Consider the following 16,907-nt stretch of genomic DNA (forward strand, 5'->3'; position numbering starts at 1 on the left):
ATGAGAAATATACTATCTATCATCCTGGTATTGCCCTTTCTGATCTTTACAGGGAATACAGCAACAGCGCAGACAGATCCGCATTTTTCCCAGTATTATGTGTATCCGTCCTGGCTTAACCCGGCGTTAACCGGCGCATTTGATGGCCAATATCGTATTTCTGCCATCTATCGTAATCAATGGGGAAACATCAGTGATCCGTTCACAACGTATGGTGTGGCGGCTGATTTTACCACTAACAAACAATTCAACTTCGGTGTCAGTGTACTGAACCAGAAAGCAGGCGATGGTGGTTACAATTATACCACTGCCTACGGAAGCGCTTCTTACACCGGTGTCCGTTTCGGCGATGAAGGCTATCACAGGCTGGTATTCGGATTACAGTTCGGCATGATACAGCGTAAGTTCGATGCTTCCAAGTTAACCTTTGGCGATCAATGGAACCCCATTACCGGTTATAATCCAGGTACGCCAAGTGGGGATGCTTTCAGCAGAACATCGTCTACTTCATTTGACGCCGGTGCCGGTGCCCTGTACTATGATGCAGAACCGGGAAAGAAATATAACATCTTCGGTGGTTTCTCTGTGTCACATCTTACACGTCCGACCGACCAGTTCAGTAAGAACGGCGATGCCCGTTTTCCGATGCGATTTACAGGACATGCAGGGGTGAAACTGGCTGTTACAGAAACGATCAGCGTAACGCCTAACATCCTGTATCTGAGACAAGGTAATGCAGAAGAGAAGATGGCTGGTGCTTACGGACAATTATTCGTAAACCCTATGACGGATGTATTGCTGGGTTTCAACTACAGGTTCAAGGATGCAGTTTCCACACACGCCGGTTTTACCTACAAGAGCTTTACGCTTGGTGTGAGCTATGATATTAATACATCAGAACTGAGCAAGATGGCAAGAGGTTCTAACAGCTTTGAGTTGTCGCTCACCTTCATCGGCAGAAAACTTTTCAGGTCACAGGAAGTGGAGTTTGTTTGTCCGCGCCTCTAATATGAACCCTCATCCATCAAATGTATCAAAAGAAAAACATGAAACATATATTTCTTACAGCAGTACTGTTTTCGGCGGTAACAATAAGCAAAGCACAGGTTGCCTATAATTACCTGAGGTCTGCTGATTATTACTATAAAAATGCAGAGTATAGTTCTGCTGCACCGTATTATGAAAAATACCTGGCAGGTTCCAGAACGATCGTAAGCAACGCTGCATACAGGCCATATAACACGCAGCCATCAGCCAAGAAATCATTAGCAACAGTAAGTACAGAACAACAGGCTATCTATAAACTGGCGGAGAGCTACCGTTTGCTGCACGACTATAGCAAGGCAGTGCCCTGGTATGCAGAAGCGATGGAGTTCGATAAAGCGGCTTTCCCACTGGCTCCTTATCATTATGCGGTAGCATTACGTGCATTAGGCCGGCATGAACTGGCAGAGAAAGCTTTTACCTATTTCCTCGAATCATATACAATGCAGGACACTTACCGTGAAACTGCGCAACGCGAATTACAAAACCTTCGCTTCATCATTACAGAGATGGCGAAGCCTGATCTCAATCTGTATAAAGTGGAAAAGGCTCCTGAAGTGATCAATCCTGTAGGGGCCAACTATGCGCCTGTATGGTTTAAAGACAGTGTGCTGGTATTTACTTCTACAAGACCTGAGAAGGGCGCTAAAGGACATGCATTTGTGAACCGCCTGTACAGCGCTAATTACGCCTCCGGACAGCCGGATACAGTAAGCCGTCTCGCTATTGCACAACCAAAAGATGTTGATCAGGGCGTAATAGCATTAAGTCCGGATGGCAATATCCTTTTTATGACACGCTGGACAGTGAAGCAGGGTAAAAAGAGCGCTGCCATCTATAGTAGTAAAAAGAGCGGCGATACCTGGGGCGAACCTGTATTGCTGGATACTATATTGAATGTACCGGGTTACAGTTCACAACAGCCGTTCGTAACACCCGATGGTAAACGTCTGATCTACGCCAGTGACAGACCTGGAGGCGTTGGAGGATTTGACCTCTGGGAAGCAGAATTGAACGGAGAAGGAACGCCTTTCTTTACAAAGAATCTCGGTCCGGTGATCAATACTGCCTGGAATGAAGAAGCGCCTTATGTGCATGCTGCTTCCAGGCTGCTGATATTTTCTACAGATGGAAGAGTAGGTATGGGTGGTTTTGATTTCTTCTACGCAAAAGACTCCGCAGGCGCCTGGAGTGAGCCCGTTAATTTCGGTTATCCGGTAAACTCCGTAAAAGATGACATGTATTTCATCAGTAAGGGGAGTAAGGAAAATATCCTGGAGAATGTATGGTTGTCGTCTGACCGCGCTGCAGCTTGTTGTCTGGAACTTTTCTCATTGCAGAAAGTAGTACCACCTCCTCCTCCTCCGCCACCTGCGCCAAAACCAGAACCACAGATCATTGCACTGGAACCACCAACAACAGATGGTCCTATCGTACTGGAGAATATTTACTACGATTTCAACATGTCTTATCTGCAACCTGCATCTTTCCCATCGCTTGACAGGTTGGTAGCTATGCTACAAAAGTATCCGGCTATCGTGATCGAACTGAGCGCGCATACGGACAGCAAGGGTTCGAATAAACTGAATGAAAAATTATCTGAAGACAGAGCGAAGAGTTGCGTGGACTACCTCGTAAGCAAGGGAATAGCATCTGAACGTCTGCAATCTAAAGGATATGCAGCAACACGTCCGATAGCACCGAATACAAATACTGATGGATCTGACAATCCGGAAGGCCGTGCGCGTAACCGCAGAACGGAATTCAGGATCATCAGCGGCAGGTAAGCTATCCGCACACCACTTTAAAAATAAAAGCTTATGAAAAGAAAACCATTGTTGCTGCTGCTGCTGACAGTCTTATCGCAGGGCATATATGCACAGCAACAGCCGCATTATACGCAGTACATCCTGAACCCGTTCATTATCAATCCCGCAGTGGCTGGTATTGAAAATTACTGGGATGTAAAGGCAAGTCACCGGCACCAGTGGACAGGGCTGAATGGCGCACCGGTTACGACTTATCTGACCGTTCACGGTCCTCTTCGTAAAAGTGATTACCCTGTAGCCAGTGTAACAGGTCTGACGCCTCCGGGTGAGAATCCCAGGGGCAGGGCTTACTGGCAGGAGTATACCACACCGCCTTCTCACGCGGGAATGGGGTTGACTGTTCTGAACGATAAAACCGGCCCATTGAACAGGTTCTCGATCAGTGCTACGTATGCGCATCACATTCCGTTGTCATCGCGGCTGAATGTGAGTGGTGGTATCTCCATAGGCATGCAATCCGTATCGGTAGATGCCGCTAAACTGCAATTCCAGCAGCCCGGCGATCCCGTGGTGGCCTCAAGTTCACTGTTGAACAAATGGCGCCCGGAAGTGAACGCCGGTTTGTTACTGTATGGTGCAGACTTCTATATAGGTGCGGCTGCCCAGAATATCGTTCCCCAGGAAGTAGCCTATGATAATGGTAAAGTAGTGGGTGATTCTCTATACAGGGGAAAGCTGGTGCCGCACCTTTTTTTCTCGGGAGGTTACAGGTTATGGATGAATGATGATGTCAGCGTGTTACCATCCGTCATGGTAAGACTCGTGACTGCAGCACCTGTAAGTTTTGATGTGAATGCCAAATTCCTGTACAGGGACCGCTTCTGGTTTGGCGGCTCATATCGCATCAAGGATGGTTTTGCTGCCATGCTGGGTGTGAATATCAGCTCGACGGTGAATATTGGTTATTCCTATGATTACACCATGTCATCGCTGAATGTGGTCAGCAAAGGCACACATGAAATACTCATCGGTTTTCTGCTTGGTAACCGTTATGGAGACCTCTGCCCGAGAAACAATTTTTAACCGAAAGGATGGAATGACAGAACTATAATTTTTCACAAAAACATCTTCATTAAACACTAACAAACAATTTACTTATGAAACGAATTTCCAGCTACTTCTTTGTCGCATGTATGTTTTCATTGATGATCGGTATCACATCCTGCGGAAAGGATGGTGCAGCAGGTCCGGCTGGTGAAACTGGCCAGAAGGGTGATAAAGGAGATAAGGGAGACAAAGGGGATAAAGGTGATCCGGGATCAACAACTATTACTTACTCAGATTGGATAGATACACAATTTGAAGTGGATACAGCTGCCGGTGAATATGTATGGGGCGTGGACGTACCAGAGATAGACGCTGAATTACTGAGCACCGGTTTTGTAAAAATATATTTGAACCTGTTTACTGCCGATCAGCCGAATATTACATCTATTCCTTATGCAGAGGGTGATCTGTACATCAGGGAAGTAATAACTGAGGGCGGCTTACTATTGTTCAGCAACTACAATGTAAGTACTCAAACAGCTAACGGTAACAAGAGGTTCCAGATAAGATATGTAGTAGTTCCGGGTAATGTCGCTGCACGTGGCAGAAGCATCAACTGGAGCAATTATGCTGAGGTGAAAGCACTCCTTGGCTTTAAAAACTAGTTTACTAATGACCATCTCCATCAAAACCACATGTAAGATGGCTGCTTTATCCAGGGCGGCCGGTTTTTAAAACTTCTTTTTTGCCCGGTATTTTTAAAACATAATGATATGAACAGATATTGTGACCTGACAGATGAAGAACTTATAAAAATGTACAGATCCGGCAATGACCGTGCCTTTACGGTACTAGTGCATCGCCATAAGAACAGGATCTTTACGACGATCATGCTGTTGGTAAAAGACAGATGCCTGGCGGAAGATATATTCCAGGATGTGTTTATTAAGATCATCAATGCCTTTAACGAAGGGCATTACCTGGATAACAGCCGCTTTATTGCATGGGCTGTCCGGATAGCCCATAATTGCTGCATCAGTCATTTTCGTAAGAAGACAGCTGCTTTTGCCCTCATCTACAGGGATGACTTAGCGAACAATAATTACAACCACGTGAACAGTCACGAAGACAACATCATTACGCGTGAAACCCATGCTTCCGTACATGTGTTAATAGATCGCCTGCCGGAAGCACAGCGCGAAGCATTGATCTTACGGTATTACGCCGATCTCTCTTTTAAAGAGATCGCACAGACCGTGAATGTAGGTATTAATACCGCACTGGGAAGGGTGCGTTATGCCGTTATGAACATGCGCAAAATGATGGAAAGAGAGCAAACGCTTGAAGCTGTGTAAAAGCTCCCTGCGGAGCTTTTTACCGGTTTTATCCCCATACCGCAATCATGGTGCAGTAGTGGTATTTTTTTACTGGCCGTCTCCCTAAAAATGCCTAAATTGTTTAAACAAAACAGCTTATCGCTGTCGGATACTTTTGCCACTTACAGGAGACCCGGAATCATGATAATTTGTTATTAGCCGCTTAGCCCAGTTAACCAGTTAGCCCGTAACCAAACGTATCCCTCAAAATTCTACAGGTCTGAATGAATTTCATTTTTTTATATGAAGAGGATCTTCCTGCTCATCTGTTTCCTTTGTTGTCTGCATACAGTGCTGGCACAGACTGGCTATAGCGTATCAGGCACTGTGAAGGACACAACTGGTCAGGAAATGATACGCGCAAATATATGGCTGATCACCGGGAGGGATACGCTGCATACCTTCAGCGATGAAAGCGGCAGGTTCACTTTCCGGAATGTACCCCAACCGGTTTTTACACTCCGCGTCACGCTGCTCGGGTTCGAAACCTGGTACCGGGAATTCTCCTATAAGGAAGCCGGTACCCAGATAGACCTGCCTTTAATAAGACTGTCTATAAAAACAAGCACCCTGAAAGAAGTGGTTGTGAAAGGGCAACTGCCGGCAGTAGTCATAAAGGAAGACACGATCGAGTACCGTGCAGACCAGTACCGCCTCCGGGAGAATGCAGTAGCGGAGGATCTGCTGAAACGTCTGCCGGGCATGCAGGTGGACATGGAAGGCAATGTACAGACCATGGGGCAACGGATCACCAAAGTGAGGATCAATGGTAAAGACTTCATGATCACAGATATTAAAACACTGACACGCCTCTTACCGGCAGATCTCATCGATAAGATACAGCTCATAGACGATTATGGTGATCTGGCGCGTGCTACAGGGCGAAAGGTGGGAGAGCCGGAAAAGGTGCTTAACATCCAGACAAAAGCAGATCTTGACAGGGTCTATCAAACCCAGTTCCTCGGCGGTATAGGTAATGATGGCCGTTATAATGGTGCTTTACTGGCAAATTATTTCAGTGAGAAACAACAGTTGTCTATTAATGGTAATACCAACAATATCACGGCACAGGTAGGGAACACTGTCACCTCCACCGGTAATATCAACTACCGCGGAAACTACTCCAAAGAATTCTCTGTGAATGTTGGTCTTGTCGGCGGACGCACAACAAGTGAACAGGAGTCTCTCAGTACTGTGAAAACAGTCACTACAGACGGTACGCTGAATAGTGAGAATACCAGCAACAGCAACGCCCGTAATGATAATCTTAATATCAATATCGGGACGGAATACAAACCGAAGCCAGGGGACATGCTTAATTTCAACCTGAACTATAGCCGCAACAATTCTTATAACAGCAATATCACCCGGGCGATACAAACGGGTTTGCAACGTAAGGACCAGATCACCTCCAGTCTGAATACAAGTACTTCGCCCGTGTTCCTGGCGGGATTGTTCGCATCCCACCGTTTTAAGGGTTTGGGGAGGACAGTCTCTCTTGGCCTTTATGTTAATAATACAAAGAACGATAATCTACAGGATGGTGTTGACAGCCTGCGTTATTATAATGCCGACAATATCCTTGTAAAGGACTCCCTGTTGCATCAGCTGCTGGATAAAAAGAATACCAACTTTACCTCCAATGGCCAACTGTCTTATGTTGAGCCGCTGGATTCAACAAACAGTCTTGAACTGCGTTATTCGGTCAATTACAGTCGTACAGATAATGGTCAGGAAACCCGCTGGGTCAATCCCGATGGTAAGGTCAATGTTATAGACTCGCTCAGCAATCAGTATATCTACACGATGGTACAACAACAGGTGGAGCTGAACTTTCGTAGGGCTACAAAGAAGTGGGATTATAACTTCGGTATGCGATTACAGCCTGCCAGTCTGACCAGCAGTATGGCAGGAGGTGCAAACAGGGCTGTCGTTACAAGTAATAAGTTAGTGCCAGTTATGCGCATCCAGTACAAACTGACGAAACAGGCGATGATGAGCATTTCTTATGCGGGCAATGTACTTTTCCCGACCTACCAGCAATTACAGCCGGTAGCTGACCTTACGAATGCACAGTTCCCCATCATAGGTAATCCGGACCTGCGTCCTGCATTTACAAATTCGGTGTACTTCAATTACCGTAATGCAGGGACAAATACCTTGTTCATTCACCTCTCCGGCAACTTTACTCAGGATAAGGTAGTGACGAATGTATCGCTTGTTAAGGATAGCTTTAATACCGTTAAACAGGAAACCCGTTTCTTGAATACAGATGGCGATTATAATTTTCGGTTTATCTACGGATGGTCTTACCGCCTCGCTAACGGCAAGTACAACCTTTTCCTGGACGGGAACAGTAGCTACAATAATAATATCCTGTATATGGATAATGTTCGTAAAACAGGGCAGAATCTGGTCTTGTCGCAGTCTTTAAGAGGTAATATGTTGAGGGAATCTTTGGAACTGACAGGAGGGGTTGCCTATACCTACAACCGGAACGTATACGTGCTCCAGGAGAATAATATCACGAATATCAGTACATGGAACTTTAACATGAACGGAAAGGTATATTTTCTGAAAACATTCAGCCTGGGCGCTGATCTTACTAAACAGCTGAACAGTGGTTTCAACGGCGCGTTAACCGCTAATCCGCTGTTGATAAATGCTACATTGGAGAAGACACTCTTTAAAAGGAAGCTTACCTGCCGTTTGCAGGGGTTTAATGTACTGGATGAAACGTCCAGATTATCGCAGTCCATATCGGGCAACACTGTGACTGAAAGTCAGAACAGATTGTTGGGAAGGTATTTTATGTTCACGCTACAGTGCGATCTAAGGATGTTTAAGGGAAACAAGTGATAGGATCGCAATAAGGAGCTGTTGGGGCCTTGTGCCCTTTTTTTTATGCATTATGCGTACTTTAGCCGGACAACACAGCGTGAACATGAAAAAGATTCCAATAAGGCAGATCACAGCAGCTCATCAGGGGGCATCCTCTTCCGAGCGGTTTACGATACGCCGCCTACAGGATATTATTGGTGATAATAGCCTGGTACAAGACCTTCACAGGCATGATTTCTTTTTTTTACTTGTTGTGCAGAAAGGAAATGGATCTCATGAAATAGATTTTACAAACTATAAGGTTGCTGATAATTCGGTTTTCTTTTTGCGCCCCGGTCAGGTACATCAGCTTGAATTGAAGAAAGGTTGTACAGGTTACCTTGTTGAGTTTAATAACGGATTTTATCATCCTAAAGAAAAGTTATCAGGTCAGCGGCTGAGAAAGGCCAGTAACAGGAATTACTATGAACTTGATGCAACCAGGTTTAGTCAGATAAATACAACGCTCGGCCTGATGTTTCAGGAGTTGACTGACAGGGAAGAAGGATATCAGGACGTTATTAAGGCATACCTGGATGTTTTATGTATCGGGTTTGTCAGACAAAGCAATAATATTAAAACGGAGGATATAGCTACAAATTCTTATACGCAGGAGCGCTTTGAGGAATTTTTGGAATTGCTGGATAAGCATATAACTATACATAAGCAGGTAGTACATTACGCCGGCCTGATGAACCTCTCTCCATATCAGCTGAACGATATCACCAAATCAATTGTTGGCAAAACAGCCTCAGATCTGATCAATGAGCATATAATCCTTGAAGTAAAAAGATACCTGCTGGCAACACCTAATCAGATAAAGGATATAGCGGATCTGTTAGGGTATGAAGACGTGTCCTATTTTATCAGGTTCTTTAAGAAACATACAGGCTACTCTCCTGAAGTATTCAGACATAATTTTAAATAAGTCCCACGCAACTGTATCATTGTCCTATCGTACCAGCTACTGCTGCATTTACTTTTGTATAAATAAGCTATCAAAATTTATACAAATGAAAATTATCATTGTTGGCGCCTCTGGCACTATGGGAAAACATCTGACAAACGTATTCAGAAAGGAACATGACGTGGTTACAGCTGCGACTAAGGGATGCGATGTACAGGTGGATATCACTTCTACAGCATCCATTGAGAACATGTATCAGCGGGTAGGTGCTTTTGATGCCCTTATCTCAACTGCAGGCCCGACCTATGTAGGGCCCTGGAAAAAAATGACTGACAAAGAATTCAGAAAAGGTGTCGACGGAAAAATGATGGGACAGATTAATCTGGTACTGATAGGGCAGCATTATATTAATCCTAAAGGTTCTTTTTCGTTAATAGCCGGAGCTTTGACGTATGAGCCGCAGTTGAACTTTGCCAATGCATCTGCTGCTAATGGTGCCGTGGAGGCATTCGTAAGAGCGGCGGCTATTGAACTGGAAAATGGCGTGCGGATCAATGCTATAAGTCCCACGGTCATAGAGAGCTCTCCGCAGTATTTTCCTTTCTTTCCTGGAGATATTCCGGTAACTATGCAGGAGCTGGAATATGGCTTTCGGAAAGCTGTGTTCGGGGCGAATACGGGCCAGGTGATAAAGCTGTATTAGGCGATATTACCCCGTCTTTGTTCAGCTTTATCATTAGTTCTCTTTATAATATTCTATGGAGAGTGTTACTTCCTGAATAATTTCATTAACAGTTGATGCTATTTCAGGAGGGATCCTTAGATGAATGTTTTCTTTGTTTTGAGTTAACAGAAGGCATGCATAGTAAATAGGTAAGTATCGTTCACGCAATGCATCTGCTGTTTCGGAAGAATGAAATATCTGATAAACAAGATTGGATTGGCCATGACATAATAGCCGCTCCAGTATTGCCCAGGAATCGTTGGGATAAGCTTTTACGAAGTCATAGACTTCACGATGGAGGTGTTGAAGATTACCACACCATGCATTTACAATAATTGATACGGTTTGGAAATCAATATCATCTTTGTAGTCTTCATAGTTTTCGGCTACTAATTGTAACGCTTCCTGTTTATTAATATTTTGTTGATAGAGAATGAGTGCCAGGTCGTGTGCGGCACTCTTTACTCCTTTTTTTATGCCCAGTCGGAGAAAAAATTCAGCTTCCTCAAATTCTGAGTTAGCGGCGTAAATGGTAGCAATGCTTTTAGCCAGTTCACTGTTCCTTTCAATTTCCTCTACAAAATGTGCTTTTAATAATAATGTATATTTATCATCCTCGCTGTATGCAGATTCCTGCTCTGGAATTTGGATGTTACTATCTTGACTCAAAGCTTCGAGGAACATTTTTTCTGCTGCAGTCACATTATTATGCCTTAAGTGTAGAGATGCAAGCATATGATGGGATGGGAAACCATTTTTAATACTAGCCAGCAGTACTTTTTCTCCTTCTTCTGAGTTCCCTTCTATAAGGTATATATAACCTTGTATGAATTCACGTATCCCACCTTCATATTCAATTTCAGCGGCTAGCTGGAGCGCTTCCATGAATTTACCATTTTCAACCAGGGAAAGAATGCTGTCCATGATATGTTCTAGTGTCGGGGGAAGGTGTTTTTTAATATCGTCATCGATATCTGTTAATTGCAAAGTTTTCGTAATTAGCTGTTCGCGGAGCGTTGATTTGATACAGTTGGATTGAACAAATGCTTTGGTAAGCAAAACTGCTTTACTGGGAGGGATTGCACCTTTATCCAATGCATCAAGGTGTTCTTTTGCCAATAGCTGTATTTGTTCTGCATTATAGAAATTTTCAAGGAAAATGGTTAGATATTTTGCTCTTCTTTTATCTGCCGGACTTCCTTGTGTAAATATGAGCCAGAGATTAAAGAACCGTTCTGCCAGCCTATATAAATGGTTTTTAGTTCCTGTTTCTACCTTTTCAACAATTCCTTTTTCACTTAGTTGTTTCAACTGTGCTGAGATCACATTGTTATTCATTTTCGTTGCTTCAGCGAGCTTCCCGGTGCCAGTAGCTTCCCAGATAAAAGCCATTTGCAGTACGATTTTTTTTTGTGAGGAGGGTAGTGTATTTAGTCTTTCCTGGTATAGTGGTGTAACGCTATCCATTACATGGCGCAGATATTCGTAACCAGTATCCTGTGTATTTGTTAATAGGATATTTACAAAGAATTGTAGTGTTCTTGGTAATCCGTCTGTTAACAACCGGATCGCCTCTAGTTGTCCGGGGCGGGTTTCGATAAAGGATCTAAGTTGTGGAATATTCTGCTTTTCGCTCCAGCTAAGTAATAAGGTCCTTACTTCTTCGGCGGTTAATGCTTTTAGCTCCAGTACCCTGAAAAACTGATAGAATGGTTGGTTATATTTCCAGAAATGTTCAGTCATTCTCGTACTGCCGCCAATGATCCTGATATCATCATGGTTAAGAAGATATTCTCTCAATAGACTTGCATCCTCTCCTATATTTTCGAAAATGCGATCTACATTATCAAGCAGCAGAACAATTTTCTTCCCGGATTTGGTAACCAGTAGGTGTATGTGGTCGAATAATTGTCTGGAATAAACGTGAATATCGTCATTGAATACCGGTTCTTTTTTGGATATTCCGTGTTGCGCCAGTTCGCGAATGATCTCTTCTAAAAGATCATATAACTTATAAATATTCGCTTGCTCTTCTGCAAGATTGATGGGTATATATTTGCCCTTAAGAAGAGGATTGGACGCTATTTCAACCTGCAGCCGTTTCAGAAGGGTAGACTTTCCGCTACCCCGGCGTCCAATCAGTAGGTAATGCTGAACGGATCCCTTCATGGGATTTCTCAGGATATCCTGGATAATAATGTCGTATTCAGCCAGGCGGATTAGGAAGTTCGCTTTGATAGCTTCGTCATCAGCGTTAGCGGATTGATAAAATAGAGGGCGTTGATAAATTGAATTGTTCATAATACACGGGGTATTTTCCCAGCCAGAATCTCTTCAGGAAGGGAGAAATAAACTTATAAATATGTTTAGGGGACTCGATTAAATATCCGTCGTTGGTTAGCTGATCTATAAAATCCATATAGTCATCCTGCTTCTTATATGTTTCATGGCAGGCTATGTTGTAAATCTCTTGTATTGTTATTTGTTCTTTATGCGCTGCATGTTTTAATATTTCATTAATAAATCCAAAGTGAGTGGACTGGTAGTCTTTGAGACGGTCGTGCCAATCTTCAAAATTTTTATTCTTCTTAAGCACGCTTTCGAATGCATTGTCAATATCCGTTTCAGATATTTCGGGTTTATTCCGAAGTTTGGCTATATGGTCAATCTCTTCCAACATCAACTGAATATAATAAGGTAAAGTATGCTCTATCACATTTATCAGATGTTGTACACACTGCCGCGACAATTTTATAGTAGCGCCTTTTGTCAACTGATGAATAAACTGTTGCGCCTCTTCAATAGTGAGTGCACCCGTTTGTATTGGATGGAGGTCGTTGATGAGCTTTGGCCTGGCAATATTCCTGATTACAAATTCTAATCCAACAGATCCTGCATAGACTATGGAGAAATTCTTAAATTCTTTGTAACTCCTGATCTCTCTTAACGTATGTAATATGGCAATTGCATCTTCTTTTTGACCCGATCTGCTCATTTTACTGATGACCTCTGAAAACTCATCCAGGAATATGATAGTATGCACTTTTGTTGCTTCCAGAGAGAGAATAAGATTTCGTAATTCCTGTTCGTAGTCTAATTCTTTGGTTTTAAATTTGAGACCGGACGCCGTAATCTCTTCTATGGCGTATCTTTTTAAACACGTTTGTACAAAAGATTTAACAGATTGAGCACGGCTCTTTCCCAGACACTGTATAATAAGTGTAAACAAGCGCTGATAGAATTCATTTCGGGATCTGACTCCCTCAATATTTTGGTATATACAGGAATATTGATCAGAGCAATTTTCGGCAAGGTCCATCATTATAGAAGTTTTGCCAACCCTCCTGGGGGCCACAAAAAGAATGTGGTTACCTTTTTCTATTTCCTTCCAAAACTCTCCATTGATCATTTCTCTCCTGAAAAGTCTATTACCGGTAGCTGCATCTCCGGTAATGGTATTGGGTGATAACCAACTCATTGATGAAAATATTTCACCAAATATATACCAATATTTTTATTGGCAACTTTTCTGCCAATAAAAATATTGGTAACGTAGTCTTTCCAATTCTTCCCCTTTCTCTCAAATCTCCTTAACTTTGCGCCCTTCAAATGACACCGCCAACAAAAGAGCTAAACCTGATCTTCAGTCCTTTCGACGGATCCGCGTCCTTGCACGAGGTGCCGGAGGTGTTTTCCATTTCGCAGGATAACGAACCTCATCCGCTCTGCCTGCTGGCAGTCAGCCAGCTACAGGCTCATTTGAAAGAACAAGACCAATGGGAGCATAATTTCGGCCTGTCTGCCGGAGCGGCAGGTGCAGTGATCGGAAAGATGTTCGGTGTACTCGTAGTGAGAACAAAAGCACTTGAGCTGGGATACCTGGCGGCGTTTTCGGGCAAGCTGGCAGGAGGGAACCATCATGCTAAATTTGTTCCGCCTGTGTTTGATGGCCTGGTGGAAGGTGGATTTGTAAATGATGGAATGAGAGAGTTAACCCGTATTAACGCCGAAATAAGTGCCCTGGAAGCACATGGATCAGATGATAGGGTACATGCGCTCAGAGAGCTGCGTAAAACGCATTCTATGGGCTTACAACGAAGAATATTTGAACAGTATCATTTTCTGAACCGGGCGGGCCGGTCGAAGAGCCTGATAGACATATTTGAAGAGGCGGATTATAAGAATCCTCCGGCGGGAGCGGGAGAATGTGCAGCGCCTAAATTACTGCAATATGCCTTTTTACATGAGATGCAGCCATTGGCGCTGGCTGAGTTCTGGTGGGGACAGTCGCCTAAGTCTGCTACCTGGAAACATGGACATTTCTATGCACCCTGTAAAGAAAAATGTGCGCCTATTCTGGCACACATGTTAGAGAATTAATAGCGCTTACTTCGCCCACAATCTTCTCCTGATTATAAATTCCATATTCAACGGTCTTGCGGAGATATCCCTGGTTTTGCTTACTCGTGTAATTGGTACGAGCGTGCGAAGGCCTAATTGCCATCTGCCGGCAACATAGTTTAATTCAGCCATAGCATTGATCCGCACTTTTGAGAGGTCTTGTTTTTCTGCCGGCAGGGCCGGATAAATACCAGATGTTGTATGCCCGAAAGTATCGCTGGTAGCCCGATACACAACAGTTTTTTGCAGGAAGGATGTTTGTACACCTGCGCCGATCTGCCATTTGTTGTGAATAAGGAATTGATATTGCAAAGCTAATCCCCATCCATATTGTTTTAGAACTGCGCTGGAAGTATCAAACGGGAACCATGTGGTGCCTGAATCTTTTGCAGGTATGCTGGATTTGAGATCGGAACTGACGGCAGGCAGTATGTCTAATGACAATGCGCCCTCCCATAATTTTCTTTCAACTCTTAATGCAGGGACAAGGTTACGATAGAACTGATCTTTGCCATTCGGTCCCACAAAGTAAATACTGTCTCTATATAGTGGGACAGGTATATTTAGTTGAATATATAAAGCCCATTTTTTCTCTCGGTCTCTGCTACTGAACTGACGAAGTACCAGCGGGGCTGCTTTATGCTGAAGGCTGGTATTATATTTCGCAAACGGTGTTTTTATCAGGGTTAACTGCAATGGATGATGTGCTGTCGTCCCACCTGTAGAATGATCGGATGTGTAAGTGTTATGTTCCGCCGGCAACTGTTGGCTGGTTGTTCTTTGTTGTGCTTCAACAGCTGTCTTTTCAACAGGATGCTCCTGATCAGATGCAGGTGATGGTAATGGTTGCTGCGTTGTTATCTGTTGAGCGGCAGTTGCCAGTGCATCCGCTTTCTCCATCGAATATCGTTTGTCAGACGCTTTTGATCGTGTCTCCTGTTGGTGTGTTGTTTGCAGGTCTGTGGAAGGGTGACCAGTATTTTTCCTGGAAGGATATTGTTTATTGTTCACAGATTGCCGTGGTGGCACAGATAATTCCGCTGACGGCGATGATGATGGTAATGATCTGGATGAGGAAGAGGATATCCATAGTTGGTTGTTATGAACCGTATCAGATCGTTCATCTGATATGTTGTTTATTGCTGAAGGTGCAGATTGCTGAAGTACTGTGTTAGACAGTCTATGAGAAGGTGTGTTTTGAGATGTAATAATTAAGCTGGTATCATCAACAATATTTTCAGATGACGGCGCGTTTTTGAGATGCTTATGGCTATATAACCACAAGGCCGTAATGGCAGTAACCGCTGAAATTGTGATCACTAAGGTCTTTATCCAAATGTGACGCATAGCAGGGCGGGACGGCAAATTTTCTACCACAGGCAATTCCATGTCCAGCTTTTGCTGCATGGACTGCCACGCCTGATCCACAGGTGGTATAGGAATTGGTAATTCCTCTTTGTTGAAATTTGTATGGTCCGATTGCTGTTCCGTCATTTTAAGAATAATACTTTAGTAATACCGGCTTTAATTTGTTCCTTGTCTCACTCAAATGCCATTTCACAGTGCCCGTACTTAATTGCAGCTTCGCACATATTTCATTAATAGAAAATCCTTCGAGGTAAAATAGAATACATATCGCCCTGGTGGCAGGTGGTAGTATATCCAGCAATTTATAAATATCGCCCGATTCCATAGCGGCAAGCGGATTGTCGCTATTAGATATCTCAATATCATCAACGACTACATGTTCTGACCATTTTGCTCCTTTAAGTCTGTCCAGGGCGGTATTGCGGACTATTGTATAAACCCAGTTGAAGAATTGTCCCTTATCGTCTTTAAATAATGTTATGTTCCTGAAAACTTTCAGCATACCATCATTCAGTACTTCCAATGCATCTGCCTGTTCAGGAAAGAATTTACGGCACAAAAGGTATAACTGAGGATAAAACTTCTTATAAAGTTTCTCCTGTCCTAACCGGTTGTTAGCTACGCACAGTCTGATCAATTCCTGAGTATCTTCCAAATGAAGTTTCCGATGAGTATACAATAAGTTATTCTGATCTCTTACCGCTCTAATAGCGCCGCAATTTAACGCCTTTTACCGGATAGCCCCCCTTATGGGCATCTCCGGTAAAAGCGTTTATATAGCCTGCCTGTTACAGTAAACCAGTGGCCTTTAGCAACTGTAACGCTACGTAGCCTGATTAGTTACAATCGCCTCCGGGACTTTTTATGTACGCCAACTGTATCGTATGGTGGATACGGAGGATGCGCGGTATCGTAAGGAGGATACGGCGGATTCGGAGGGAATGTGGTATCATACGGTGGATAGGGTGGTTGTGGGAAAGTATCATGCGGTGGGTAAGGTGTATGCGGGAAAGTATCGTGTGGTGGGTATGGGAATGAATCATGCGGTAGATGCGGGAAAGTGTCATGTGGCAGATGAGGAAATGAATCGGGAGGCAGATGTACTGAATCATATGGAGGGTATGGGATACTGTCATGAGGAAGACTATCCGTAGGAAGTGAATCGTGGTCTAATGCCAGGCCGTTGTTCTTAAGTTTCTGGTCCATTGCCTCCTTGCTGCACGAGCTTTGTACAAGAACAATGGCGCCCACAAGGGCCATAATGCCAATAAGTTTTTTCATAGAGAAGTTATTTTATAAAGATGAACGGTGAACGAATAGTGAAAGGTTGGGTACCCCGGAAAAAAAATCTGCATGTTAAAAGAATATTCTAAAATGGATTGATCTGTAGT

The 16,907-nt window shown here is 43.6% G+C and carries 14 protein-coding genes; 10 read left to right on the forward strand and 4 right to left on the reverse strand.

Features of this window, described 5'->3' with window-relative positions; translation table 11 throughout:
* The 8 genes from C7475_RS20310 to C7475_RS20345 all read left to right on the forward strand — a co-directional run bounded on the left by C7475_RS20310 (window position 1) and on the right by C7475_RS20345 (window position 9,726).
* Entirely contained in the window at window positions 1-1,008 is a 1,008-nt protein-coding gene (locus C7475_RS20310) for a PorP/SprF family type IX secretion system membrane protein (protein ID WP_110055223.1), read from the forward strand.
* A 38-nt stretch (window positions 1,009-1,046) separates the two neighbouring features.
* A complete protein-coding gene (locus C7475_RS20315) occupies window positions 1,047-2,831 on the forward strand; it encodes an OmpA family protein (RefSeq protein ID WP_110055416.1) in 1,785 nt (594 codons plus the stop codon).
* Window positions 2,832-2,864: 33 nt separating this feature from the next.
* On the forward strand, window positions 2,865-3,896 hold the full coding sequence (locus C7475_RS20320; RefSeq protein WP_110055224.1) for a type IX secretion system membrane protein PorP/SprF: 1,032 nt from the start codon (window positions 2,865-2,867) through the stop codon (window positions 3,894-3,896).
* 74 nt (window positions 3,897-3,970) lie between these two features.
* Complete coding sequence (locus tag C7475_RS20325) at window positions 3,971-4,525, forward strand: hypothetical protein (protein ID WP_146217602.1); 555 nt, start codon at window positions 3,971-3,973, stop codon at window positions 4,523-4,525.
* A 108-nt stretch (window positions 4,526-4,633) separates the two neighbouring features.
* A complete protein-coding gene (locus C7475_RS20330) occupies window positions 4,634-5,215 on the forward strand; it encodes an RNA polymerase sigma factor (protein WP_110055226.1) in 582 nt (193 codons plus the stop codon).
* 264 nt (window positions 5,216-5,479) lie between these two features.
* Window positions 5,480-8,095, forward strand: coding sequence for an outer membrane beta-barrel protein (locus C7475_RS20335; protein ID WP_110055227.1), 2,616 nt, complete (start codon window positions 5,480-5,482; stop codon window positions 8,093-8,095).
* An 85-nt stretch (window positions 8,096-8,180) separates the two neighbouring features.
* Window positions 8,181-9,044, forward strand: a complete 864-nt coding sequence (locus C7475_RS20340) for a helix-turn-helix transcriptional regulator (protein WP_110055417.1) — start codon at window positions 8,181-8,183, stop codon at window positions 9,042-9,044.
* 85 nt (window positions 9,045-9,129) lie between these two features.
* Window positions 9,130-9,726, forward strand: a complete 597-nt coding sequence (locus tag C7475_RS20345; protein ID WP_110055228.1) for a short chain dehydrogenase — start codon at window positions 9,130-9,132, stop codon at window positions 9,724-9,726.
* A gap of 33 nt (window positions 9,727-9,759) precedes the next feature.
* On the opposite strand, the gene C7475_RS20350 is transcribed toward C7475_RS20345, so the two are convergent.
* Both C7475_RS20350 and C7475_RS20355 read right to left on the reverse strand, forming a co-directional pair.
* Window positions 9,760-12,048 carry an NACHT domain-containing protein gene (locus C7475_RS20350; RefSeq protein WP_110055229.1) on the reverse strand — a complete coding sequence of 763 codons (2,289 nt, stop codon included), beginning with the start codon at window positions 12,046-12,048 and terminating at the stop codon, window positions 9,760-9,762.
* On the reverse strand, window positions 12,002-13,225 hold the full coding sequence (locus C7475_RS20355; RefSeq protein ID WP_110055230.1) for an ATP-binding protein: 1,224 nt from the start codon (window positions 13,223-13,225) through the stop codon (window positions 12,002-12,004). Before C7475_RS20355 ends, C7475_RS20350 begins: the two co-directional genes overlap by 47 nt.
* A gap of 131 nt (window positions 13,226-13,356) precedes the next feature.
* Here C7475_RS20355 and C7475_RS20360 point away from each other — a divergent pair, with 131 nt between their 5' ends.
* Window positions 13,357-14,127, forward strand: coding sequence for a pseudouridylate synthase (locus C7475_RS20360; protein ID WP_199236264.1), 771 nt, complete (start codon window positions 13,357-13,359; stop codon window positions 14,125-14,127).
* A 6-nt stretch (window positions 14,128-14,133) separates the two neighbouring features.
* Here C7475_RS20360 and C7475_RS32800 read toward each other — a convergent pair whose 3' ends face one another.
* Window positions 14,134-15,642, reverse strand: coding sequence for a hypothetical protein (locus C7475_RS32800; protein WP_146217603.1), 1,509 nt, complete (start codon window positions 15,640-15,642; stop codon window positions 14,134-14,136).
* 1 nt (window position 15,643) lies between these two features.
* Entirely contained in the window at window positions 15,644-16,171 is a 528-nt protein-coding gene (locus C7475_RS20375; RefSeq protein WP_233259908.1) for an RNA polymerase sigma factor, read from the reverse strand.
* A 229-nt stretch (window positions 16,172-16,400) separates the two neighbouring features.
* On the opposite strand from C7475_RS20375, the gene C7475_RS20380 reads away from it, so the two are divergent.
* Entirely contained in the window at window positions 16,401-16,670 is a 270-nt protein-coding gene (locus tag C7475_RS20380) for a hypothetical protein (protein ID WP_110055234.1), read from the forward strand.
* Window positions 16,671-16,907 lie beyond the last annotated feature (237 nt).

It is taken from the genome of Chitinophaga sp. S165 (assembly GCF_003182155.1).
GTDB lineage: Bacteria > Bacteroidota > Bacteroidia > Chitinophagales > Chitinophagaceae > Chitinophaga.

What these genes read in the sequence shown, in the direction of transcription:
- C7475_RS20310 (WP_110055223.1), top strand. Translation starts at nt 1, where the DNA reads ATGAGAAATATACTATCTATCATCCTGGTATTGCCCTTTCTGATCTTT.
- C7475_RS20315 (WP_110055416.1), top strand. Translation starts at nt 1,047, where the DNA reads ATGAAACATATATTTCTTACAGCAGTACTGTTTTCGGCGGTAACAATA.
- C7475_RS20320 (WP_110055224.1), top strand. Translation starts at nt 2,865, where the DNA reads ATGAAAAGAAAACCATTGTTGCTGCTGCTGCTGACAGTCTTATCGCAG.
- C7475_RS20325 (WP_146217602.1), top strand. Translation starts at nt 3,971, where the DNA reads ATGAAACGAATTTCCAGCTACTTCTTTGTCGCATGTATGTTTTCATTG.
- C7475_RS20330 (WP_110055226.1), top strand. Translation starts at nt 4,634, where the DNA reads ATGAACAGATATTGTGACCTGACAGATGAAGAACTTATAAAAATGTAC.
- C7475_RS20335 (WP_110055227.1), top strand. Translation starts at nt 5,480, where the DNA reads ATGAAGAGGATCTTCCTGCTCATCTGTTTCCTTTGTTGTCTGCATACA.
- C7475_RS20340 (WP_110055417.1), top strand. Translation starts at nt 8,181, where the DNA reads ATGAAAAAGATTCCAATAAGGCAGATCACAGCAGCTCATCAGGGGGCA.
- C7475_RS20345 (WP_110055228.1), top strand. Translation starts at nt 9,130, where the DNA reads ATGAAAATTATCATTGTTGGCGCCTCTGGCACTATGGGAAAACATCTG.
- C7475_RS20350 (WP_110055229.1), bottom strand. Translation starts at nt 12,048, where the DNA reads ATGAACAATTCAATTTATCAACGCCCTCTATTTTATCAATCCGCTAAC.
- C7475_RS20355 (WP_110055230.1), bottom strand. Translation starts at nt 13,225, where the DNA reads ATGAGTTGGTTATCACCCAATACCATTACCGGAGATGCAGCTACCGGT.
- C7475_RS20360 (WP_199236264.1), top strand. Translation starts at nt 13,357, where the DNA reads ATGACACCGCCAACAAAAGAGCTAAACCTGATCTTCAGTCCTTTCGAC.
- C7475_RS32800 (WP_146217603.1), bottom strand. Translation starts at nt 15,642, where the DNA reads ATGACGGAACAGCAATCGGACCATACAAATTTCAACAAAGAGGAATTA.
- C7475_RS20380 (WP_110055234.1), top strand. Translation starts at nt 16,401, where the DNA reads ATGGTGGATACGGAGGATGCGCGGTATCGTAAGGAGGATACGGCGGAT.